The sequence below is a fragment of the Vibrio chagasii genome, assembly GCA_041879415.1.
Lineage (GTDB): Bacteria > Pseudomonadota > Gammaproteobacteria > Enterobacterales > Vibrionaceae > Vibrio.
On the sequence record CP090851.1, the window covers coordinates 102127 to 124811 of the forward strand.

At 45.8% G+C, this 22685-nt stretch carries 16 protein-coding genes; 10 read left to right on the forward strand and 6 right to left on the reverse strand.

Translation table 11 applies throughout. The annotated features are described in order from the left end of the window. Window positions 1-6: 6 nt before the first annotated feature. The 5 genes from folK to sfsA form a co-directional block, all read right to left on the reverse strand. Window positions 7-492, reverse strand: a complete 486-nt coding sequence (folK, locus tag L0991_00530) for a 2-amino-4-hydroxy-6-hydroxymethyldihydropteridine diphosphokinase (GenBank protein XGB62571.1) — start codon at window positions 490-492, stop codon at window positions 7-9. Beyond that, window positions 489-1844, reverse strand: a complete 1356-nt coding sequence (gene pcnB, locus L0991_00535) for a polynucleotide adenylyltransferase PcnB (GenBank protein XGB62572.1) — start codon at window positions 1842-1844, stop codon at window positions 489-491. The genes folK and pcnB overlap by 4 nt, the downstream gene beginning before the upstream one ends. 183 nt (window positions 1845-2027) lie before the next feature. Then, entirely contained in the window at window positions 2028-2903 is an 876-nt protein-coding gene (gene gluQRS / locus L0991_00540) for a tRNA glutamyl-Q(34) synthetase GluQRS (protein XGB62573.1), read from the reverse strand. Between the two features lie 190 nt (window positions 2904-3093). Further along, window positions 3094-3540: an RNA polymerase-binding protein DksA gene (gene dksA / locus L0991_00545; protein ID XGB62574.1), complete on the reverse strand. Its 447-nt coding sequence runs from the start codon at window positions 3538-3540 to the stop codon at window positions 3094-3096. A gap of 135 nt (window positions 3541-3675) precedes the next feature. Beyond that, on the reverse strand, window positions 3676-4401 hold the full coding sequence (gene sfsA, locus L0991_00550; protein XGB62575.1) for a DNA/RNA nuclease SfsA: 726 nt from the start codon (window positions 4399-4401) through the stop codon (window positions 3676-3678). Between the two features lie 94 nt (window positions 4402-4495). Between sfsA and hrpB the strand changes: the two genes are divergently transcribed. The 10 genes from hrpB to L0991_00600 all read left to right on the forward strand — a co-directional run bounded on the left by hrpB (window position 4496) and on the right by L0991_00600 (window position 21099). Further along, entirely contained in the window at window positions 4496-6934 is a 2439-nt protein-coding gene (hrpB, locus tag L0991_00555; GenBank protein ID XGB63828.1) for an ATP-dependent helicase HrpB, read from the forward strand. Continuing rightward, on the forward strand, window positions 6931-9330 hold the full coding sequence (gene mrcB, locus L0991_00560) for a penicillin-binding protein 1B (GenBank protein XGB62576.1): 2400 nt from the start codon (window positions 6931-6933) through the stop codon (window positions 9328-9330). The genes hrpB and mrcB overlap by 4 nt, the downstream gene beginning before the upstream one ends. A 37-nt stretch (window positions 9331-9367) precedes the next feature. Further along, window positions 9368-11707 carry a patatin-like phospholipase family protein gene (locus L0991_00565; GenBank protein ID XGB62577.1) on the forward strand — a complete coding sequence of 780 codons (2340 nt, stop codon included), beginning with the start codon at window positions 9368-9370 and terminating at the stop codon, window positions 11705-11707. 272 nt (window positions 11708-11979) lie between these two features. Then, window positions 11980-14568: a bifunctional aconitate hydratase 2/2-methylisocitrate dehydratase gene (gene acnB / locus L0991_00570; protein ID XGB62578.1), complete on the forward strand. Its 2589-nt coding sequence runs from the start codon at window positions 11980-11982 to the stop codon at window positions 14566-14568. A gap of 282 nt (window positions 14569-14850) precedes the next feature. Further along, complete coding sequence (locus tag L0991_00575) at window positions 14851-15219, forward strand: YacL family protein (protein ID XGB62579.1); 369 nt, start codon at window positions 14851-14853, stop codon at window positions 15217-15219. 224 nt (window positions 15220-15443) lie between these two features. Further along, window positions 15444-15782: a P-II family nitrogen regulator gene (gene glnK, locus L0991_00580; GenBank protein ID XGB62580.1), complete on the forward strand. Its 339-nt coding sequence runs from the start codon at window positions 15444-15446 to the stop codon at window positions 15780-15782. Between the two features lie 27 nt (window positions 15783-15809). Then, window positions 15810-17039 carry an ammonium transporter gene (locus tag L0991_00585; GenBank protein XGB62581.1) on the forward strand — a complete coding sequence of 410 codons (1230 nt, stop codon included), beginning with the start codon at window positions 15810-15812 and terminating at the stop codon, window positions 17037-17039. A 144-nt stretch (window positions 17040-17183) separates the two neighbouring features. Beyond that, window positions 17184-18197: a Fe(3+) ABC transporter substrate-binding protein gene (locus L0991_00590; GenBank protein XGB62582.1), complete on the forward strand. Its 1014-nt coding sequence runs from the start codon at window positions 17184-17186 to the stop codon at window positions 18195-18197. 248 nt (window positions 18198-18445) lie between these two features. Further along, window positions 18446-20071 (forward strand): iron ABC transporter permease, encoded by a 1626-nt coding sequence (locus L0991_00595; protein XGB62583.1) that lies wholly within the window; start codon window positions 18446-18448, stop codon window positions 20069-20071. After that, window positions 20071-21099: an ABC transporter ATP-binding protein gene (locus tag L0991_00600; GenBank protein XGB62584.1), complete on the forward strand. Its 1029-nt coding sequence runs from the start codon at window positions 20071-20073 to the stop codon at window positions 21097-21099. Before L0991_00595 ends, L0991_00600 begins: the two co-directional genes overlap by 1 nt. A 143-nt stretch (window positions 21100-21242) precedes the next feature. Here L0991_00600 and L0991_00605 read toward each other — a convergent pair whose 3' ends face one another. Next, window positions 21243-22655, reverse strand: a complete 1413-nt coding sequence (locus L0991_00605; protein ID XGB62585.1) for a phosphoglucomutase/phosphomannomutase family protein — start codon at window positions 22653-22655, stop codon at window positions 21243-21245. Window positions 22656-22685 lie beyond the last annotated feature (30 nt).

The following is a 22685-nucleotide window of genomic DNA, read 5'->3' on the forward strand; positions in this document are numbered from 1 at the left end:
GCTTGGCTATTGCTGCCAAACATTGAGCCCGTTTTTATCTACAGTTTTCAGTAGTTCTGTCAGCTCAGTCCCATCAGGGAGTTGTAAACTTGGTGCGATTTCAGCAAGCGGGTAGAGTACAAACTCTCGTTCTTTCATTCCGTAATGAGGAACGGTTAAGCGCTCTGAATCGATCACCTCATTGCCGTACAACACGATGTCGAGATCCAAGGTTCTTGGTCCCCAACGTTCGTCTTTACGGACACGCCCTTGCTCTAACTCGATTTTTTGAGTGCAATCAAGCAGTTCAATAGGCGTTAATTCGGTTTTGATAGCGACTACCGCATTGATGTAGTCCGGTTGATTTTGCGGCCCCATTGGAGTGCTACTATATAGCTGAGAGGTCGCAATAAACGTTGATCGCGGTAGGCTTTTTAGCGTTTCGATAGCCAAATTTGCTTGGCTAACTGGGTCGGCAAGGTTGCTGCCGACCGCAATATAAGCAGTTATCATTCGGCTTGCTTACTCTTTTTGTTTCGGTAAGTCTTACGGCGACGATGACCTGACTTTGATGGCGCTGCTACATCGTTAGCCATTGCTTGACGCATATTGCGACCAGCTGTCTGGTAACGCTCCCACCATTTCGCTAATTCTTTTGTCTCGCCACCTTCAATCTCGCCACGCATCTCTAAGAAATCGTAGCCAGCACGGAACTTGTTGAGCTCCATTAGGCGAACGGCACGTTTACCGTTGCGGCGAGGTAGTCGCAGTTGCAGTTGCCAAACTTCGCGAATGGTTGCTGTGTGGCGACGAGGGATAGCAATAGATTTTACTTGCTGGTCAAGAATGATGTTACTCGCTTCCATGATCGCGTCGTAGTGCGCCATACCTTGCTCGGCAACAAGCTTGTCTGCCAGCTTGTTCATTGGATACCAAAGAATCGCGGCGAACATGAATGCAGGGTTTACTCGTTTACCATCTTCGATACGAAGGTCGGTAGAGTCGAGCACCAAATCAAGCATTTGCTCAGTCGGTGAGTCGTAATCTTCAGTGAAGTATTCTGCTACCGCAGGGAACATCTGCTGGAATAGGTTATATTCACGCATCAGGTGGTAGGTTTCTAGACCATAGCCTGATTGAAGTAGTTTTAGAGATTCTTCGTAAAGACGTGCTGCTGGAATGTCTTTTAGAAGGTGCGCCAGGCCTTCAATTGGGTCGGCGGTGTCTTCTTCTATATCGAAATCCAGCTTCGCCGAGAAACGCATTGCACGCAGCATGCGTACAGGGTCTTCACGGTAGCGTGTTTCTGGATCGCCAATTAGACGGATTAGCTTGTCTTCTAAATCTTCTACACCACTTGCGTAATCGTGGATGCTGTAGTCTGCAATGTTGTAGTACATCGCATTGATCGTGAAATCGCGACGCTCGGCATCTTCATCAACACTGCCGTACACGTTGTCGCGTAATAGCATGCCTTCTTTCGATTGTGCAGATACGTTTTTAGATGACTCTTGATGGTGACCTCGGAAAGTTGCCACCTCAATGATGTCACGACCAAACATGATGTGTGCCAAGCGGAAACGACGGCCGATTAAGCGGCAGTTTCTGAAAAGGTTCTTGATCTGCTCTGGCGTAGCGTTGGTCGCAATATCGAAATCTTTTGGTTGAGAGCCAAGTAAGATATCACGGACACCACCACCGACTAAAAATGCGTCAAAACCCGCACCATTCAGGCGATATAGTACTTTTAGTGCGTTATCGCTGATCTGCTTACGTGAAATATTGTGCTCTTGGCGAGTATAAATATTCAGTGCTAGTTCGTGGAATCCGCGTTGTTCGCTTGGGGTATTGTCGTTTGTATTCATTAGTTTAGAACAAAGTAGGTATCGCCAACTTTGTTTTTCTCTTAGTCCAAAGTGGTAGTGCAGAGTTTAATTGCGGCTAATAATAGCTTAGCGCGAGCCATTTGAGAACATCGTCTGCTTAACCACAGTGGTTGGTTATGGCATTTTTGTGTGTCGTTTGTACTATTTGCCGTTAGTTTTGAGCTAATTGCAGTGTTGTTTTTGTAAACTATCAGGTAATTGATCAACGTTCCATTGCTGGCAGCCCCATGTCAAAATCTCATCGATTGACGCTTCACAAACGGCCTTAGGAACCTCAAAACCCAAAAACTTCATGGCATTGAGCAGTGTTGGTTTAGGGTTATCGAGATCAATAGCGGTAGCGTGGTTCTGCTTTGATAGTTTATTGCCAGATGCGTCGGTCGCTAACGGCAAGTGCAAATAGCTCACTGTGTTTTGTTTCAGTGTCTTATAAAGACTGATTTGGCGGCCCGTAGGTTCGATGAGATCAGCTCCTCTCACCACTTCAGTTACGCCTTGCTCGATATCATCAAGGACAACCGCTAAGTTATAAGCAAACAAGCCATCGCGGCGTTTGATGATGAAATCCTCTTCAGCCAATGCTTTAGGGATTTGAATGGTGCCGTGGCGAACATCGTCGAATGACTCGATTGGGAAATCCATACATAAACGCACGGCTTGCTCGCCCGTATCAATTAATCCAGCCTGTCGACAATGGCCATTATAGAAGCCACCCAAGGCTTTTATCTGTTTGCGCGTGCATTGGCAGTAGTAGGCCTGGTTGTCAGCCACCCATTGATCAATTTGCGCTTGGTACAGGTCGTGACGTTGGCTCTGATAAACGACTTTGCCATCCCAAAATAGGTGGTAAGCCTCAAGCGTCTTAAGAATCAGATCTGCAGCGCCAGCCATCTCTCTTGGCGGATCCAGGTCTTCCATGCGGACTAACCATTGTCCCTGATGAGACTTTGCTTGGAAGTAGCTGCCAAGAGCGGCAACCAGTGAGCCAAAATGAAGAGGACCTGACGGTGATGGTGCAAAGCGCCCGATATAATTCATATGTGAACAACCTAATCCAGAGGGTACCGCAGTAGCCGATTCTTAAGACGTTTAATGTGTTTGTTGCATGCAGTGAGTTCTGTTGCTGCTTAGCTCTCGTTTTAACACTGCTTATTACTATCTAAGGTATCTCGCTTAGTCAGCAAACAAAAAAGGGAGCCAAAGCTCCCTTTCTTTACATCCGCAAGTATTAACCTTGCATTTGTTTCTCTTTGATCTCTGCAAGTGTTTTACAGTCAATACAAAGGTCAGCAGTTGGACGAGCTTCAAGGCGACGAATGCCAATCTCGATACCGCAAGAATCACAGAAGCCGAAATCATCTTCTTCGATCTTGTCTAGTGTCTTCTCAATTTTCTTGATTAGACGACGCTCACGGTCACGGTTACGTAGCTCTAGGCTGAATTCTTCTTCTTGAGAAGCACGGTCAACTGGGTCTGGGAAATTCGCTGCTTCGTCCTGCATGTGGTGCACAGTACGATCAACTTCTTCCCTGAGCTGGTTGCGCCAAGCTGCTAAAATTTTTGTAAAATGTTCCGTTTGCTCAGGTGACATGTATTCTTCACCTGGCTTTTCTTGGTACGGTTCAACACCTGCGATGGCTAGGATGCCTAGCGCTTTTTTCTTAGATTCTGGCATACAGCATCTCCTATTTACACCTAGTCAACTGCAAAGCAGCTAATTTTAAGGCGGGTATCTATAGCAGAAAGAACGAATGGTGGCAAATACTCTTATTCAAACTTGCAATCAATGTGATTTGTTCAACATCTTTGTTCAGTTATTGATAAATTCAACAGATTGTTTTAGTTGTATTTGAGTACTGCTGAGCTCTGCTTTGTAGCAAAGCACTTCAACTCCAGCGTCTTGTGCTTGTTTTAGTAATAACGAATATTTGGCGTCTATATGGTGTGCCGCAGACACTTTTTCAATACCTGAATGTAAAACAGTGAATAAAAGTACGGCTCTATTTCCAGATTCGACCATTTCTGTGAGTTCACGCAGATGTTTTTGGCCTCTGGTTGTCACCGCATCAGGGAAAAAACCTTGCCCTTCAGTTGAGGTCTCTTGTTCATCGAGTAAGGTGACGCTTTTTACTTCGATATAGCAAGGCGGTTTTTCGTTATCTTCAAGCAGAATGTCAATTCGACTATTCTCGCTACCATACTTCACTTCGGTTCGTAACGCGTTATAACCTAAGAGTTCAACTATAGTCCTATTTTCAATTGCTTCCACTGCTAGCTGGTTTGCTCGCGCAGTATTTACACAAATCCGGTGACCTTTGTCCGTTTCTGAGATCTCCCAGCTGTTTGGGTACTTTCTTTTTGCATTATCGGAGGTTGAATACCACACCGTGTTACCCGGAGTCGCGCATCCTGTCATCGCTCCAGTATTGGCACAGTGAATAGTACGCTCGCTGCCGTCGGGAAGTTTTATATCAGTGAGGAAACGTTTGTAGCGTTTGATAAGAGTCGCTGACTCTAATGGCGGATTGAACTGCATATTACTTATTTAGACGGGTAGGTTTTTATGTACAATGTTGCCAACATTACACCACAAGGTTCTCCCATTGCCACAACTGCCCATAGAAGCTGTGATGCCAGATCTGCTCGCTGGCGTAGAAACACATACTCAACTTATTCTTAAAGCGGCTCCCGGTGCGGGTAAGTCAACGTTCTTCCCTTTACAGCTGGTTAAGACCAATGCCGTTCAAGGCAAAATCATCATGCTTGAACCTAGGCGATTGGCGGCAAGAAACATCGCGACATATTTAGCTAGCCAGTTAGGTGAAAAGGTCGGGGAGAGCATTGGTTTTAGAGTTCGTGGTGAATCTAAAACCAGCAGTGCAACTCGCTTAGAGATCGTTACCGAAGGGATCATGACCAGAATGATCCAAACCGACCCAGAACTGACCGGGGTCGATATGGTGATCTTCGATGAATTCCATGAGCGCAGTATTCATGCGGATACGGCATTGGCGTTTAGCTTGGAGATCCAAGAAGCGCTACGTGATGATCTGAAAGTGATAGTGATGTCGGCCACCTTAGATCAGCAAGCTCTGCAATCCTTGCTGCCAGAGGCTAAGTATGTTGAGTCGCAAGGTCGCACCTTTCCGGTTGAATTCCGTTACCAGCCTTTGGGTACTAATGATTACTTGGCGCCTAAAATGGCTAACGTGATTCGTTCTCTGATGGAGAAGGAGTCGGGCTCACTATTGGCGTTCCTACCTGGAGTATCTGCAATAAAGCAGGTGGAAACTCAACTAGAGAACTTAGCGACTGATATCGATGTGTGCCCTTTATACGGGCAGCTTAACTTTTCTCAGCAACAGAAAGCGATTGCACCATCGGAGAAAGGACGCCGCAAAGTGGTATTGGCCACCAATATCGCGGAAACTTCTTTGACTATCGAAGGCATTCGACTAGTTGTCGATTCAGGGCTTGAAAGAGTCGCTAAGTTTGATTTGAAAACCGGTATCACTAAGCTTGAGCAAGTCAAGATCTCACAGTCTTCCGCTGAGCAGCGTGCGGGTCGTGCTGGACGAATGGAGGAAGGGCTGTGTGTTCGTTTGTACAGCGAAACGCAGTTAATGCAGCAACCTGCTGTACCTGAACCTGAAATTCTCCATTCAGACCTCTCCTCGCTGGTGGCAGAGTTGACCCAATGGGGCGCGGCAAATGCGGATGAACTGCAATGGCTCGATGTTCCACCACGAGCCTCTATTGAGCAAGCTAAGCAATTGCTGCAAAACCTTGATTTATTAGACACTCATGGTCAATTTACTCCGCTAGGTAAGCAAGCTCAGCGATTAGGTCTTGAGCCGCGAATTGCAAGCATGCTGATTAAAGCGCAGCAGGGCAGTCAGGCCTTGTTGAATGTTGCTATTGTTGCTGCCGCTTTATTGGAAGAACCAGAGCGCAATGTCACGGATATTCAGCATTCACTCCATAGGCTAAAACAAAGAAAGCACTCGAAAAATAGCGTTGTGACTCAGCGAGCGAAAAATCTCGCTAGCAAACTGAATCATCACTTAGATTTGTCACAACTTGACGAATCATTGCTACCATTGGTGCTTTGTTTTGCATTCCCAGATCGAATAGCTCAAGCGAGAAGTGCCAACAGCAATGCTTTTCTGCTAGCTAACGGCCATGGTGCAGAGGTGCGCGATGATGATCCGTTGGCGAACAATGTGTATATCGTGGTGATTGATTTGATGCGTAGCACTGGGCGTGCTAGTCAGATTTTCTTAGCGACGCCCGTTGATATTGCACAGTTAGAAGAAGCATTCCCTAAGCTTTTTGTTAGTTCAGATTATGCTGACTGGGACGAAAAACGAGGCCGCTTAGTCGCAGAGCAAAGAGTTACTTTGGGTAAACTGGTTATCAGTACCAAGGCTTTACCTGAGCCTGATGCAAGTCAGATTAGTCAAGCGCTGTCGAATTACATCGCTCGATGTGGACTGGACCGTTTACATTGGACGCTATCGGCGAAGCAACTTGTTGAACGCGTGCGCTGCGCTCAACTTTGGATGCCGGAGCATGATTGGCCAGAAATGGACGACGCGAGCCTAGTTGAACATCTTGATGCTTGGTTGTTGCCGTATTTGAATGGCGTTAAATCTGCGAAAGGGCTGGCGAACGTTTCGATTGAGCAGGCACTGTCGGCGTATCTCGGTTGGCCTCTAAATCAAGAGATTGACCAGTGGCTGCCAACCCATTACGTGATGCCTACGGGCAGTAAAAAGGCGATCCGATACCAGTATCAATCTGAACCCGTGATCTCGGTTCGAATGCAAGAGGTCTTTGGTGAGCAAGACTCACCATTGATAGCCCAAGGGCGTAAAAAGGTTGTGCTTGAATTACTTTCTCCTGCACAGCGTCCATTACAAATTACTCAGGATTTAGCTGGCTTTTGGGCTGGCGCGTACAAAGAAGTGCAAAAAGAGATGAAAGGCCGTTACCCAAAACATCCTTGGCCCGATGACCCTGCTAACCATGTTGCAACCACTAAAACCAAACGACAGTTGAACCGATGATGACCAAAATGTTAACGCCAAAAAAGGCACCACCTAAAAAAGCGCCAGCAAAGAAGTCACCAGCGACCAAAGCGAAACCAAGAAAGCCAAGAGCGGCCGCTAAGAAAGGCAAGTCGAAAGCGAAAAAGACGGGCAACAGAGGTTGGTTAAAGATCCTATGGGGCATCGCGTGGAAGGCTGGCTTAGCACTGGCTGCCTTACTGTTGTTTGTCGGTATCTACCTAGACTCTGTAGTGAAGCAGCGCTTTGAGGGCCAGTTATTTGATTTACCAACGGTCGTTTATGCGCGTGTGTTGGATTTATCTCCTGGTACTCAGGTTAGCCTTGTTCAGGTGAAGAATGAACTGGATGTGCTGAATTACCGTAAGGTGAGCTCTCCTCGTCATCCTGGTGAGTACTCCTCTTCATCAACTAAAATTGAGGTGATTCGCCGTCCGTTCGAGTTTGTCGATGGGCCGGAAGCCGATCGTCACGTGATGCTGCACTTCAATGGTAACGAGTTAACTCGTATTCAGTCGCTAGAGAAGAAAGGCGACATGGGGTATTTGCGTGTTGAACCTAAGATGTTGGGTATGCTTGAGAAAAGCAATGATGAGCAACGTCTATTCCTCAAACGTAACCAATTCCCTGAAGTGATGGTCGATGCCTTGCTCGCAACGGAAGATAGAAACTTCTACCAGCACGATGGGGTTTCACTTTTGGCGATTGCTCGTGCAATGGTGGTGAACGTCAAGGCCGGGCGTACTGTACAAGGTGGTAGTACACTGACACAGCAGCTCGCGAAAAACCTGTTCTTATCTAGTGAACGTACGCTTTGGCGTAAGATTCGTGAGGCCTATATCGCGCTTATCTTGGATCATCGTTACAGCAAAGACCGCATTCTAGAAGCTTATCTAAACGAGGTTTACCTTGGCCAAAATGGCGGTGAAGCGATTCACGGTTTTGGTTTGGCTTCGCGTTTGTATTTCGGCCAACCGATTCAAGAATTGCGTATTGACCAGTTAGCCTTGCTGGTGGGTATGGTGAAAGGGCCATCGTATTACAACCCAGTTCGCTACCCAGAGCGCGCTAAAACTCGACGCGATCTGGTTCTGCGCTTGTTGATGCAACAAGATATTTTGACCCCAAGACAATATGAAGAAGCAGCAAGCCGTGATTTGGACATTCAAGACAATCCGCGCATTGCCAGCCGTCAGCCTGCGTATTTCCAACAGGTCAACATCGAACTGAAAAAGTACGTTGGTGATAGGTTCCAAGCGAAGAAAGGGATACGCGTTTTCACTTCTTTGGACCCGGTTTCCCAAGACAAGCTTGAGAAGTCGATTGCTCGCAAGGTACCTGAATTATCGAAAACGGCTGGTGACAAATTAGAGGCTGCAGCGATCGCGGTAGATCGAAACACCGGTGAAATCCGAGCAATGGTTGGTGGTAAGCGTACTGGTTACGACGGCTTTAACCGTGCATTGAATGCAAGTCGCCCTATCGGTTCTTTGGTGAAACCGGCGGTTTATTTAACCGCACTTGAGCAGCCTGAAAAGTACACATTGGCAACGACCTTGATGGATACGCCACTTAGCTTGAAAGGCAGTAAGGGCAGTGTATGGAGTCCGAGAAACTTCGACCGTAAGTTCCGCGGCGAAGTGCCTTTATACGTGGCATTGTCTAAGTCCTATAACGTACCAACGGTACGTCTAGGGATGCAGTTAGGGATTGATAAGGTTTCCGATACTATAGGTAAATTGGGTGTCGATAAAAATGAGATTCGCCCAGTGCCATCGATGTTTTTGGGGGCGTTCTCTCTAACACCGTTCCAAGTGTCTCAGATGTTCCAGACCATCACCAACTCAGGTCGTATTGCACCTTTGTCTGCGCTTCGTTCTGTGGTTGATAGTGACGGTGAGGTTTTATACCAATCTATCCCTCGCGTATCGCAGCGCGTTGATCAGCAAGCTGCTTGGTTAACCACTTACGCAATGAAACGCGGTGTATCTGAAGGTACAGGTCGATTCCTTCAGAACCAGTTTGCATGGGCTGGACTAGCCGGTAAAACAGGTACCAGTAATGACAGCCGCGACAGTTGGTTTGTAGGTGTTGATGGGCGCGAAGTAACAACCATCTGGCTTGGGCGTGATGATAATAAACCAACTAAGCTTACTGGTTCTAGTGGTGCATTGCGTGTCTACGCTGATTACTTGAAGCAGAGAACGCCTGAACAGCTACTATTGCCATGGCCAACCGGAATCGCCACTGCGAGTTTCACTCGCACCTCTGACGGTGCGTTGGAGTTTGACTGTGATGGCACAGTTAAATTGCCGGTTTGGGATGAAAATGGAAACATTAAAAAGGGCTGTGAAAGTCAACCAAAACAGTGGCTAAAGAAGCTTTTTCAATGGTAAAGTCATAACAGAAACAATGACAAGGATAGTTTGAATAATGATTTCTCGTTGGTTAGTGAGCGGCTTAGGTATGGTCGGTACTGTGATCAGTTTTCAACTGTTCGCAGCGACTGCGGCACAGGTTGATTCATCAGAGCATGTGGAACTAGAACAAGCTCATAAGAGGCCAACTGTCGCTCTTGTACTCGCAGGTGGCGGCGCAAAAGGTGCCGCTCATATTGGCGTACTTAAAGCGCTCGAAGAGATGCAAATCCCGGTTGATTACATTACCGGTACCAGTATGGGTTCATACGTTGGTGGTCTTTATGCGACAGGGATGAGCGCAGACGAGATTGAAAGCTTTATCTATACGGTGGATTGGAATCGCGGTTACCGTGATCGTGTAAACCGTAGCGATCGTCGTGTACGAGATAAAGAGTATGAAGACCGCTACCAACTGAATACCGATCTTGGTTTAGGTTGGGGAGAAATCAAAGCCAGAAAAGGCGTGGTACAAGGTCAGAATATGCTGCGTATTCTGCGTGAAACCACAGGCAACTTGTCACCACTCGACTCTTTCGATCATCTTGCTATCCCTTATCGCTCAGTCGCAACCGACATTATTGAACTTGAAGAAGTCGTGATTGACCATGGCCACCTTGTCGATGCAATGATGGCAAGTATGTCGGTACCTGGTGCTCTTCCGCCTTATGAAGTTGATGGGCGAATGCTAGTTGACGGTGGCGTAACCAACAATATGCCTGTTGATGTCGCAAGAACGATGGGCGCAGATATCATCATTGCGGTTGATATCAGTACCAACTACAAAGGCAAAGAGGATTTTACGACCTTTTTAGCTGCAGCCGACCAGCTCTCCAATTATCTTGTTCAGCGTAGTACTCAGGAACAAGCTGAAACACTTACAGACAATGATGTATTCCTCCAACCTGATGTTGGAGAAATGGAAACCACTGAATTCGATAAAATGCCATCAGCTTACGAAGCCGGTTACGAGTCTGCTAAGCAGCACTCTGCTGAACTTTCTAAGTTGTCACTCTCGAATGCTGATTACCAGCACTATATCGAAGACAAACAAAAGGCGCGCAGACAGCTGAAACACGGTGATAAAACCGTGGTTGATAAGGTGGTGATCAACAACAACACCCACTACTCAGATAAGCTGCTTGAAAATCGCTTAAATCTTAATTCAGGCAAGGTTCTCAAAACCAGTGAAATTGAAGCGAAAGTCCAAGACCTTTATGCATTGGATCGCTTTGAGTTGGTTACATATGAATTCGAAAACGTTGACGGTGAAGATCAACTTACAGTGAATGTGGATGAAAAGTCTTGGGGGCCTAATTACCTCAACTTTCGATTCTTCCTTGAAGACGATTTCTCTACCGAGAGTCAATATTCGCTCGGTGTTTCAGCGAACTTCACCGACATCAACTCGCATGGTGCTGAGTTGAGAACCAATATTGAAATGGGTACGGATAAACGAATTGAAGCGGAACTTTACTCTCCGTTCTTCTCAAGTCAGAAATTATTTACCTCTGCTTCGATTGTTTACAGCAAAGAGAATCGAAATCTACCAGCCGGGATTGATGAGATTGAGGAGCCTACGTTAGACGTAACTCAAGATTATGTTCCGATGTCATACAGCGAATACATAGGTGAAGTGGCGTTAGGTTATCAACCTACTTTATGGCAAGAACTTAAGTTTGGTGTTCGCTATACCGATGGTGATGTAGAAGTAGCTTCGTTACCTTCACTGGGTGGTGGTAGTTACAATCGCGTTGGCGGTTTCATCAGTTATCGACTGGATACCTTAGACAACTTCAGTTTGCCAACCGAGGGTTACTTCGTTGATTTAGAGTACCTTGTCTCTCATGATGACTTTGAGAATAACAGCTCGATTGGAGATGATGAGTTAGCCTCAGGAAGTGATACCGTCTATGAGTTTTCAGCCAATCTAATGGCTGCAAAAAGCTATGAAAAGCATACTTTAGTCGGAAAAGTCGATTACGGCATTGTAGAGAGCAAGAACTCAGTTTTTCCTATCGATCCGAAAGAGCTCGGCGGCTTCTTGAACCTGTCTGGTATCCCGAGAAACAGCTTGATCGGTCAGAACTTAGCGTACACTAGTCTGATCTATCGCTATAAGTGGTTTGAGAATGACTTCGGTCTCTTTGAGTCGCCGTTCTATATAGGCGCATCTATCGAACATGGTGGCGTTTGGTCGAACAATGATTTGAAGCTTAATGAAGCACCAATGTATACCGCAGGTTCGGTTTTCGCGGGTGTCGATTCCCCAATTGGGCCAATCATCTTGGCTTATGGACGTACGGAAGATAACTTCGATTCGGTTTACTTGATTGTTGGTACGTCTTACAAATAATCATGCGTAGAGTCGTCATTTTAGTGCGTAAATAGGCAAAAATAGTGGGACTTTCGTCTTAACTTGCTATGTTGGTCAAAATGATAAGATTTTAATTTAACGTTAAATTTGCTATTCTACCGCCCACAGTTTGGCCTCTATGACGCCGCTCATCAATACAAATTGAATGACAAAAATGGCAATGGAGAGCCAAGTTTCCAAGGATGTTCACTTCTTTATTTTACTAACAATTATGAAGGTGAGAAGTGAACCGCAATGAGAGGAAAAAAGTCGTGCTTGAAGCCTACCGTAAACACGTCGAAGAACGTGCTGCCGAAGGAGTTGTTCCAAAACCACTAGATGCTGAGCAGGTAGCTGGCCTAGTTGAACTTCTGAAGAACCCACCTCAAGGTGAAGAAGAGTTTATTCTTGACCTACTAGAAAACCGCATTCCACCAGGCGTAGATGAAGCTGCCTATGTAAAAGCGGGCTTCCTTACGGCTATCACTAAAGGTGAAGTAGCATCTCCACTAGTAAGCAAAGCAAAAGCTGCAGAATTGCTTGGTACTATGCAAGGTGGTTACAACATCGAATCTCTAGTATCTCTACTTGATGATGCTGAGCTTGCTCCAATCGCTGTGAAAGCACTATCTCATACTCTACTGATGTTTGATGCGTTCTACGATGTAGAAGAGAAAGCAAAAGCTGGTAACGAATCAGCGCAACAAGTCCTTCAATCTTGGGCTGATGCTGAATGGTTCACCGCGAAAGACAAAGTCGCTGAAAAAATCACAGTAAAAGTATTCAAAGTCACTGGTGAAACGAATACCGATGACCTATCTCCAGCACCTGATGCATGGTCACGTCCAGATATCCCTGTACACGCAAAAGCGATGCTGAAGATGGAACGTGATGGCATCAACCCAGATCAACCAGGTACGGTTGGGCCTATCGCTCAAATCGAAGAACTTCAAAAAGACGGCATTCAGCTTGCTTACGTAGGTGATGTTGTTGGTACCGGTTCTTCTCGTAAGTCTGCAACGAACTCAGTACTTTGGTTCATGGGTGAAGATATCCCTTACGTACCAAACAAGCGTACTGGCGGTGTTTGTCTAGGTGGTAAAATTGCTCCAATCTTCTACAACACAATGGAAGACTCAGGCGCACTACCTATCGAACTAGACGTACAAAACATGAACATGGGCGATGTTATTGACATCTTCCCATACGAAGGCGTTGTACGTAAAAACGGTGAAGAGATCTCTAGCTTTGAGCTAAGCAAAGTACTGCTTGATGAAGTTCGTGCTGGTGGTCGTATTCCACTTATCATCGGTCGTGGCCTAACAGGTCGTGCTCGTGCTTCTCTTGGTCTAGAAGAAACAGACCTATTCGCTAAGCCTGTTGACCCATCTGCCTCTGATAAAGGCTACACACTAGCTCAGAAGATGGTTGGTAAAGCATGTGGTGTTGAAGGCGTTCGCGCGGGTCAATACTGTGAGCCTAAGATGACGACAGTAGGTTCTCAAGATACTACTGGCCCTATGACGCGTGATGAGCTTAAAGACCTTGCGTGTCTTGGCTTCTCTGCTGACCTAGTGATGCAGTCTTTCTGTCACACATCGGCATACCCGAAACCAGTTGACGTTAACACGCACCACACGCTACCTGATTTCATCATGAACCGTGCTGGTGTTTCACTGCGCCCTGGTGATGGTGTTATCCACTCATGGCTAAACCGTATGCTTCTACCTGATACTGTAGGTACAGGTGGTGACTCGCATACTCGTTTCCCTCTAGGTATCTCATTCCCTGCGGGTTCTGGTCTGGTAGCATTCGCGGCAGCAACTGGTGTTATGCCTCTTGATATGCCTGAATCTATCTTGGTTCGTTTTAAAGGTGAAATGCAGCCAGGTATCACGCTACGTGACCTAGTACATGCGATCCCTCTATACGGCATCAAGCAAGGCCTGCTAACAGTAGAGAAAGCAGGTAAGATCAACGAATTCTCTGGTCGCGTACTAGAAATCGAAGGTGTTGAACACCTATCTGTTGAGCAAGCATTCGAGCTTTCTGATGCGTCTGCTGAGCGTTCAGCGGCAGGTTGTACTGTTAAGCTATCTCAAGAGTCTATCGAAGAGTACCTGAACTCAAACATCGTTATGCTTAAGTGGATGATCGCTGAAGGCTACGGTGATGTTCGTACTATCGAGCGTCGTATTACAGCTATGGAAGAGTGGCTAGCGAACCCTGAGTTGCTGTCTGCTGATTCAGACGCGGAATACGCTCACGTTATCGAAATCGACCTTGCTGACATCGATCAGCCAATCCTATGTGCACCAAACGACCCAGATGATGCTCGTCTTCTTTCTGACGTTCAAGGTACAGAGATCCAAGAAGTGTTCATCGGTTCTTGTATGACCAACATCGGTCACTTCCGTGCTGCAGGTAAGATGCTTGAAGAGTTCAACGGCTCGCTAAGCACTCGTCTATGGGTGGCTCCGCCAACTAAGATGGATAAAGACCAGCTAACAGAAGAAGGCTACTACGGCATCTTCGGTCGTGCAGGGGTTCGTATCGAAACTCCGGGTTGTTCACTATGTATGGGTAACCAAGCGCGTGTTGCAGACAAGTCGACAGTAATGTCTACGTCTACTCGTAACTTCCCGAACCGTTTGGGTACAGGTGCTAACGTTTATCTAGCGTCTGCTGAGCTTTCTGCTGTTGGTGCAATCTTGGGTCGCATCCCAACGAAGGAAGAGTACCTAGAGTACGCAGATAAGATTAACGCAACGGCGGCCGATACATACCGTTACCTGAACTTCCACAAAATGGGTCAGTACACGGAAAAAGCCGATACGGTTATTTTCCAAGAACCAGCCTAGTTCCTCGTCATATTTGTAGCGTCAGCGTTGTTGACTGCGTACGTTCACCGGATCGCCGGCCGCCCTAATCGCATAGAGCTTCTATGCTCATAGGGATGAACGTACTTGTCGCCTAGCTGCCACTCCAACTATTTAGAGGAACCCAAATGATAGAGCGTCTACTTCGGTAGGCGTTTTTTTATGTCCGAATACTGGGCTATGAGTGACTCGATCTATTGATCACTTCGCTATATACTCTCGCCTCATTTTTAACCCTGTCTGCAGTTACTGCGTGGAGCCACTATGGAATTCGAATTTACAAGAAACACTCTAATGGGTGAGTACTACGTGAAATGCAGCATGGGGCACGAGATCGTTGGCCGCTGGTTACAAGAAGAGATCGGTAAAGATAAGCAGAAACTGGATCATGTGATGGCGCTTATTGAGCAATCACGACAGGATCTGAGCAATGAAGTGACGTTACTTGGTAAAGAGATCAGCCTAGCGATCAATGAAGATGAAGTAACGATTCAAGAAAACGTATTGGGTCATGATCAAGAGATGGAAGAGGGCAGCGAGTTCGACTTCTACAACTGTGAGAGCCAGGCAAGTTGTGGAATTGACGACTTCGAGCTGCTAATCGAGCGTTGGATTGAGTTTCTAGGTTACTAACCGTTGTTATAAAAGAGCTTAGAACTCAGTTGCCCAAAACTGGAGCAATAATAGAGTCACGCATTAAGATAGTGAAAAGGTCGCACCAAATTGGTGCGACCTTTTTTGTTATGAGTACCTTATCATCTTCATCTTATTAAAAATCAATAAGTTAACTTTTTGGCACACTACTTGGATTGTAATAAGAGAATTAACGGAATTAGTGAAGAATTTAAGGAACGAATATGAAACTAATAAATGCCATTGTTAAGCCATTCAAATTAGATGACGTACGTGAAGCGCTGTCTGATGTGGGTATTGAAGGTATGACGGTCTCTGAAGTGAAGGGCTTTGGTCGTCAGAAAGGACACACTGAATTATACCGTGGTGCAGAATACCAAGTCGACTTCCTGCCAAAGGTGAAGCTAGAGATTGCGACTCAAGCTGAAAACGTTGACCGAGTTGTTGAAGCGATCAGCCAAGCGGCACACACAGGCAAAATCGGTGACGGTAAGATTTTTGTGTATGACCTAAGCCAAGCCGTGCGAATCCGTACTGGTGAAATGGATGCAGAAGCACTTTAAAGAATTACAAGGACTGGAGACTTTAATATGGAACTTACAACAACAGTAACGGAACTACGTTACGCACTAGACACTTTTTTCTTCCTCATTTCAGGTGCGTTGGTAATGTGGATGGCAGCAGGCTTCGCAATGTTAGAAGCTGGCTTAGTTCGTTCAAAGAACACCACAGAGATTTTAACTAAGAACATCTGCTTGTACGCGATTGCATGTACTGCGTTCTTAGTCGTTGGTTACAACATTATGTATGTCGATAACGGCGAAGGCGGTTGGTTACCATCATTTGGTACTTTGATTGGTACTCAAGGTGAAGGCGCAGACCACTCTTTAGAATCAGACTTCTTCTTCCAGGTAGTATTCGTTGCAACCGCAATGTCTGTGGTATCTGGTGCGGTAGCTGAGCGTATGAAGCTTTGGTCATTCCTAATCTTCTCTGTAGTACTAACAGCATTTATTTACCCAATGGAAGGTTACTGGACTTGGGGCGGTGGTTTCCTATCAGAAGCAGGCTTCAGTGATTTCGCAGGCTCAGGTATCGTACACATGGCGGGTGCAGCAGCAGCGTTAGCAGGTGTTCTACTACTTGGTGCTCGTAAAGGTAAATACGGTAAAAACGGTGAAATCTACCCAATTCCTGGTTCAAACATGCCACTTGCTACACTAGGTACATTCATCCTTTGGTTTGGTTGGTTCGGTTTCAACGGTGGCTCTCAACTGATGGTTTCAGATTTCGAGAACGCAACAGCAGTGGGTCAAATCTTCCTTAACACCAACGCAGCAGCAGCAGCGGGTGCAATCGCAGCACTACTAGTATGTAAGACAACTTGGGGTAAAGCGGACCTAACTATGATCCTTAACGGTGCGTTGGCTGGCCTAGTAGCAATCACGGCTGACCCTCTATCACCATCACCTCTGTTTGCAGTGGCAATTGGTTCAGTATCTGGTGCACTAGTGGTGTTCAGTATCATTGCTCTAGACAAAGCTAAGATTGATGACCCAGTAGGTGCTATCTCAGTTCACGGTGTATGTGGTTTCTTCGGTCTAATGGCTGTGCCACTAAGCAATACAGATGCAACATTTGGCGCGCAGCTATTCGGTGCAGCAGTAATCTTTGCTTGGGTATTTGGTGCGAGTCTAGCGGTATGGGCTGTACTTAAAGCGACAATCGGTATTCGTGTAAGTGAAGACGAAGAGCTAGAAGGTATGGACATGCATGACTGTGGTGTAGGTGCTTATCCAGAATTTGTGTCGGTAAAATAATTTACAAACATTTACATTTAACCTACTTGAAACCTGCTCAGATGAGCAGGTTTTTTTGATGTTTAACGTTGTGTTTAATCTAATGATACATATAATAATGCAACTGATAAATATTATCATTTCTATGCAAAAAAGGATTGAATCATGAAAAAACTGCTAACTCTTTCAGCTATTGCGTGCAGCACTATCGCACCAGCAGCAATGGCTGCAGAAGAAGTAAACGTATACTCTTACCGTCAACCTTTCCTTGTTGAGCCAATGTTCGATGAGTTCACTAAAGAGACAGGTATCGAGGTGAATGTTAAGTTTGCTAAGAAAGGTTTAGCAGAGAAGCTAGCTCAAGAGGGCGAATACAGCCCTGCAGACGTGGTATTAACTGTTGATATCAGCCGTCTATCTGAGCTAACTGAAAAAGGTTTAGTTCAAGCGGTAAACAGCGACGTTCTAGAAAAGAACATCCCTGCTCAATACCAAGATACAGACAACGAGTGGTTTGCTCTAACAACTCGTACTCGTAGCGTTTACTCTTCACGTGACCGTGTTGGCCGTCTAGGTGAAGACTTCACATACGCAGACCTAGCTAAGCCTGAATTCAAAGGCAAAATCTGTACTCGTAGCGGTAAGCACCCATACAACGTTTCTCTAGTATCTTCTATGATTGCTCATAAAGGTGAAGCAGAAACTAAAGAGTGGCTAGAAGGCGTTAAAGCAAACCTAGCTCGTAAGCCTCAAGGTAACGACCGTGCACAAGTTAAAGCTATCAAAGAAGGTCTATGTGACGTTTCTCTTGGTAACAGCTACTACCTAGGTAAGATGGTTAACGATAAAGAGCAAAAAGCTTGGGCTGACGCTGTTTACATCAACTTCCCTAACCAAGAGACGACTGGTACTCACGTAAACATCTCTGGTATGGCAATGGCTAAGTACTCTCCAAACAAAGAGAACGCAGTTAAGCTAATGGAATTCCTATCTGGTAACACAGCACAAGGCATGTACGCAGAAGTAAACTACGAATACCCAGTTAAAGCTGACGTTAAACCTTCTGAGCTAGTTGCTTCTTGGGGTGAATTCAAAGCAGATACAATTTCTCTAGACGAAATCGCAGATCACCACGAAGCTGCAATCAAGCTTCTAGACGAAGTTAAATTCGACCTGTAATTATTAATATAGGCTTCGGCCAATATTAGATTTAACAACCTCAAGTTGCCGTTTTTGGTGCTTGAGGTTGTTTTGTTTTTAGTTAAGTCACTTTTTGAAACAAAGCTCTTGATGGAACTAGAGAGTTATTAGCTCAGCTCCTTGAAGTCATTACAGTATATGGGTATAAATAACCCCCACCACTAAAAGGGCATGAGATGTATTTGCAACTGCATTTGTGTTTCATTAAGCCTCGTTGTAATTAGGCGATGAAAGAAAAGAATTATTTATGGAACACCAGTAGTGGGGTGATTGCTGCACTACTGGTTTTTCCGATCTTAGCGATATTCACCACCGCTGTGGGTGAGACAGATGAGCTTTTCTCTCATTTGATGTCCACGGTGATGCCGACTTACGCATATAACACTGTCGTTTTAGTGATAGGAACTATGTTCTTATCGCTGCTATTTGGTATCCCTTCTGCTTGGATTATGGCGATGTGTCGTATCCCTGGTGAGAAGGTGTTGCAGTGGGCTTTGGTTCTGCCACTGGCTATGCCGGGTTATATCGTTGGATACATTTTCACTGATTGGTTCGATTTCGCTGGCCCAGTACAAATTTTGCTTCGTGACCTAACGGGTTGGGGACCAGGAGAATATTGGTTCCCGGATATTAGAACCTTAACTGGCGCTATCATCGTCCTCTCTTTAGTGCTGTACCCTTACGTTTACCTGCTTTGTCGTGCTGCGTTCATGGAGCAGAACGTTTCTCTATTGCAATCCGCGCGACTCCTGAAATGTTCTCCATGGGAGAGCTTCAGACGTATCTCTTTGCCTTTAGTCCGCCCTTCGATGGCGGTTGGCTTATCGCTCGTTGCTATGGAAACCATTGGTGACTTTGGTACGGTGAGCTACTTTGCGGTTAACACACTAACCACTGCGGTATATGACACTTGGCTTGGGTACTCTAGCTTGACTGCTGCTGCTAAGATCTCAGCTATTATGCTGATTATCGTGATACTACTTTTAAGTTCGGAACGTTACAGTCGTCGTAAGCAAAAACTGTTTCAAAACCAGTTCAGTAGCCGAGAAGATTTCCGCTACAACTTAGAAGGCTGGAAAAAGTGGCTAGCGCTGTTTTGGTGTTGGGGGCTAGTCTGTGCAGCATTCATATTCCCTCTGGGGCAGTTACTGATTTACGCCTATAAGTATTTTGCACAAAGCTGGACTGCTGAATTCCGAGAGTACGCACTCAACAGTTTGAATGTGTCGATACTTGCCGCCTTAATCGGCGTGGCGATTGCACTTATCGTTAACTTTAACCAACGTGTTAATCCTGCGAAACACAACCTCGCCTTTATGCGCTTATCCTCTATGGGCTATGCGGTGCCGGGAACGGTATTGGCGATTGGTGTGATGGTGCCAGTGTTGTTTATGGATCACCTAGTCAACGACATCGCGAAAATGATGGAGTGGGGACGCCCTGGATTGATCTTCTCTGGTTCTATGTTTGCGCTTATTTTCGCGATGGTTGTGCGTTTTTCTGCAGTTGCTATCGGCAGTGTGGAAAGTAGCCTAAGCAAAGTGTCACCGTCTTTGGATATGGCTTCAAAGACTATGGGTTGTAACACCAACCAGATGTTACGCCGAGTGCACTTACCTCTGATCAAGCGTGGCGCTTTGATTGCTGGACTATTGGTGTTTATCGAATCGATGAAAGAGTTGAATGCTGCGCTGCTGTTGCGTCCGTTTAACTTTGAAACCCTAGCAACCTATGTTTACAACTATGCCTCAGACGAGCATCTAGAGCTGGCTGCGATGCCTGCTGTGTTACTTGTACTTGTGGGTCTAATCCCATTGATCATCGTCAACCGTTCTTTGGAGCAAAAAAACTAATGAGCTGTGCATTATCTATTAAAGATCTGACTTGTAAGTATGAGTCTCAAACGGTGCTCGAGTCGCTTTCTCTTGAAGTTGAGCATGGCGAGATCGTATGTCTGCTTGGCGCTAGTGGCTGTGGTAAAACAACCTTACTAAAAGCGATTGCTGGATTACTTCCGTTGAGTCATGGGGTAATGAATCTGAACTGTCAGACTATTGATGACGGTAAGAACTGGTTACCACCAGAGCAACGTAACATCGGCATGATCTTCCAAGACTATGCGCTGTTTCCGCATCTGACCGTCAATCAGAACGTAGCATTTGGCCTTCGTGATATGTCTGAGCAAGACAAGAAAGCAAAAGTGAAGGAGATGCTAGAGTTGGTTCACCTTGATCAATATGGTGAGCGTTATCCTCATCAGTTGTCTGGTGGACAGCAGCAACGTGTCGCTATTGCTCGCTCTTTGGCTTACAAGCCTGATCTACTGTTACTTGATGAACCGTTCTCGAACATCGATACCCAAGTTCGTCACGAATTGATTTCTCAGATCCGCAAGATATTTAAGAAGCAGGGCGTAACCGCTATTTTTGTTACTCACAGTCGTGAAGAGGCGTTTGCCTTTGCGGATAAAATGGCCGTAATGAACCATGGTGTGATTGAACAATATGGTTCAGCATCTGAGTTGTACTTCCACCCATCAAGCAAGTTTGTGGCGGATTTCTTAGGTGGTGGCAGCTACTTAAATGCTCAGCGTATTTCAGATAATGAATTCGAAACCAGCTTGGGCTTGGTGGAAGCAAAAGCGCAAACGGAAATTGATGTTGGCTCTGAGTGTGCACTGTTACTACGACCTCAACACATTGTCGCGAGTCACGATACTGACAGTAACTTGTCGGTATTGGAGCAGCAATTCATGGGCGACCATTGTCGTTATGTGATTGAAGCCAATGGTCAAAAGCTACTGGCGACTTCGTCGGAAGCGCTAGAGGTTGGCATGCCTGTAACCGTGAAGGTAGACACCAAAGGGGTGTTGGCATTTTAATTTGGCTTAGTTGCAGAGCTGAAACTCAGGCATAAAAAAGCCCAGTACTTTCACCAAAGTACTGGGCAAGAGTTCTTCACCTATAGGCTTTAACAAGGCAGTGGTTTGTTAAGTCCCATACAAAACTGCTGCACTCTATAAGCCTATAGAGAGAGGAAGTCTTTCACTTTTTGAAGAACACGTTCTGCAGTCTCTTTATCTTCCATTTCAGCGAAGATTCGCAGTAAAGGCTCTGTTCCTGAGAAACGAGCAATAACCCAGCCGCCATTCTTAAAGTACACCTTGGCACCATCTTCATAGCTGACTTTTTCAATCTCATACTCAAACTCAGGCAGTTGTTTCTCTACGTAGATCTTGGTGTAGAGCGCTTCTTTTTCTGAAGGTTTGAACTTGCAATCGCCTTCGGCGGTGTAGGCATAGCCATACTTCGAGTAGATCTCATCAAGCAATTCAGACAATTTCTTACCCGTTACACTGATCATCTCAACCAGTAGGCTAGATGCGAACACACCATCTTTACCTTTGATGTGGCCGCGAATGGTTAAACCACCGGAACTTTCACCACCAATCAGAGAGTCGTCGGCTTCCATTTGCGAGCTGATATGCTTAAAGCCTACTGGAACCTCAAAGCTCTTTTCGCCATGATCGGCCGCCACTTTATCGAGTAGATGAGTGGTTGCGATATTACGAACTACCGATCCTTTCCAGCCCTTGTATTCCAATAAGTAGTAGTAAAGCAGTAGTAGCACTTCGTTAGGGTGAATGAAGCTACCTTTCTCATCGATAATACCTAAGCGGTCGGCATCGCCATCGGTACCAATACCGATGTCATAGCCTTCAGCGGCAACCAAGTGCTTCAAGCGATAGAGCGTAGCTGCGCTTGGTGATGGCATCAATCCACCAAAATCGGGGTTTTTACCATCGTTGATCACGTCGACATCACAACGACCATTGATAAGAACTGTTTGCAGAGCGTTCTTCGCTACACCAAACATAGGGTCAATTAGTACGCGCAGGTTTGCTTTCTTGATTGACTCGATATCGATGAAGTTAATGATCGAATCAACAAAGTCGTTCATTGGGTTGATGATTTCGATCTCTTTGTCGTTCAACGCTTGTTCGAAGTCGACACGGATAACGTCTTCGTTGGTTAGAGTTGCGATTTGCTGTTCGATCTTCTCTGTGATGATCTCATCAGCATCACGACCACCTTCAATAAATACCTTGATACCGTTGTAATCCGCTGGGTTATGAGAAGCGGTAATACATGCCGAGTAGGTGCAGCCCATCTCTTTTGCTTGGAACATTACGATAGGGGTTGGAACAAACTTATCGATGAAGCTGACTTTGATGTTGTTAGCGGCTAATACTTCAGCAAACCAACATGCAGCTTTATCGGAAAGGAAGCGACGGTCATAACCGATCACAAATCCGTTTTTAGCTGCATCTTCATTGTTGATGATGTTTGCCAGTGCTTGTGCCACAAGGCGAACGTTCTCTCTGGTGAACTCTTCACCAATGAAAGCGCGCCAGCCACCTGTACCAAATTTAATCATTAGAAAATCCTTTTAGTCTCTTTGCCTCAA

Bases quoted from the DNA above. Each gene is read 5' to 3' on its own strand.
- folK (XGB62571.1), bottom strand. From the start codon at position 492: ATGATAACTGCTTATATTGCGGTCGGCAGCAACCTTGCCGACCCAGTT.
- pcnB (XGB62572.1), bottom strand. From the start codon at position 1,844: ATGAATACAAACGACAATACCCCAAGCGAACAACGCGGATTCCACGAA.
- gluQRS (XGB62573.1), bottom strand. From the start codon at position 2,903: ATGAATTATATCGGGCGCTTTGCACCATCACCGTCAGGTCCTCTTCAT.
- dksA (XGB62574.1), bottom strand. From the start codon at position 3,540: ATGCCAGAATCTAAGAAAAAAGCGCTAGGCATCCTAGCCATCGCAGGT.
- sfsA (XGB62575.1), bottom strand. From the start codon at position 4,401: ATGCAGTTCAATCCGCCATTAGAGTCAGCGACTCTTATCAAACGCTAC.
- hrpB (XGB63828.1), top strand. From the start codon at position 4,496: ATGCCAGATCTGCTCGCTGGCGTAGAAACACATACTCAACTTATTCTT.
- mrcB (XGB62576.1), top strand. From the start codon at position 6,931: ATGATGACCAAAATGTTAACGCCAAAAAAGGCACCACCTAAAAAAGCG.
- L0991_00565 (XGB62577.1), top strand. From the start codon at position 9,368: ATGATTTCTCGTTGGTTAGTGAGCGGCTTAGGTATGGTCGGTACTGTG.
- L0991_00575 (XGB62579.1), top strand. From the start codon at position 14,851: ATGGAATTCGAATTTACAAGAAACACTCTAATGGGTGAGTACTACGTG.
- glnK (XGB62580.1), top strand. From the start codon at position 15,444: ATGAAACTAATAAATGCCATTGTTAAGCCATTCAAATTAGATGACGTA.
- L0991_00585 (XGB62581.1), top strand. From the start codon at position 15,810: ATGGAACTTACAACAACAGTAACGGAACTACGTTACGCACTAGACACT.
- L0991_00590 (XGB62582.1), top strand. From the start codon at position 17,184: ATGAAAAAACTGCTAACTCTTTCAGCTATTGCGTGCAGCACTATCGCA.
- L0991_00595 (XGB62583.1), top strand. From the start codon at position 18,446: ATGAAAGAAAAGAATTATTTATGGAACACCAGTAGTGGGGTGATTGCT.
- L0991_00600 (XGB62584.1), top strand. From the start codon at position 20,071: ATGAGCTGTGCATTATCTATTAAAGATCTGACTTGTAAGTATGAGTCT.
- L0991_00605 (XGB62585.1), bottom strand. From the start codon at position 22,655: ATGATTAAATTTGGTACAGGTGGCTGGCGCGCTTTCATTGGTGAAGAG.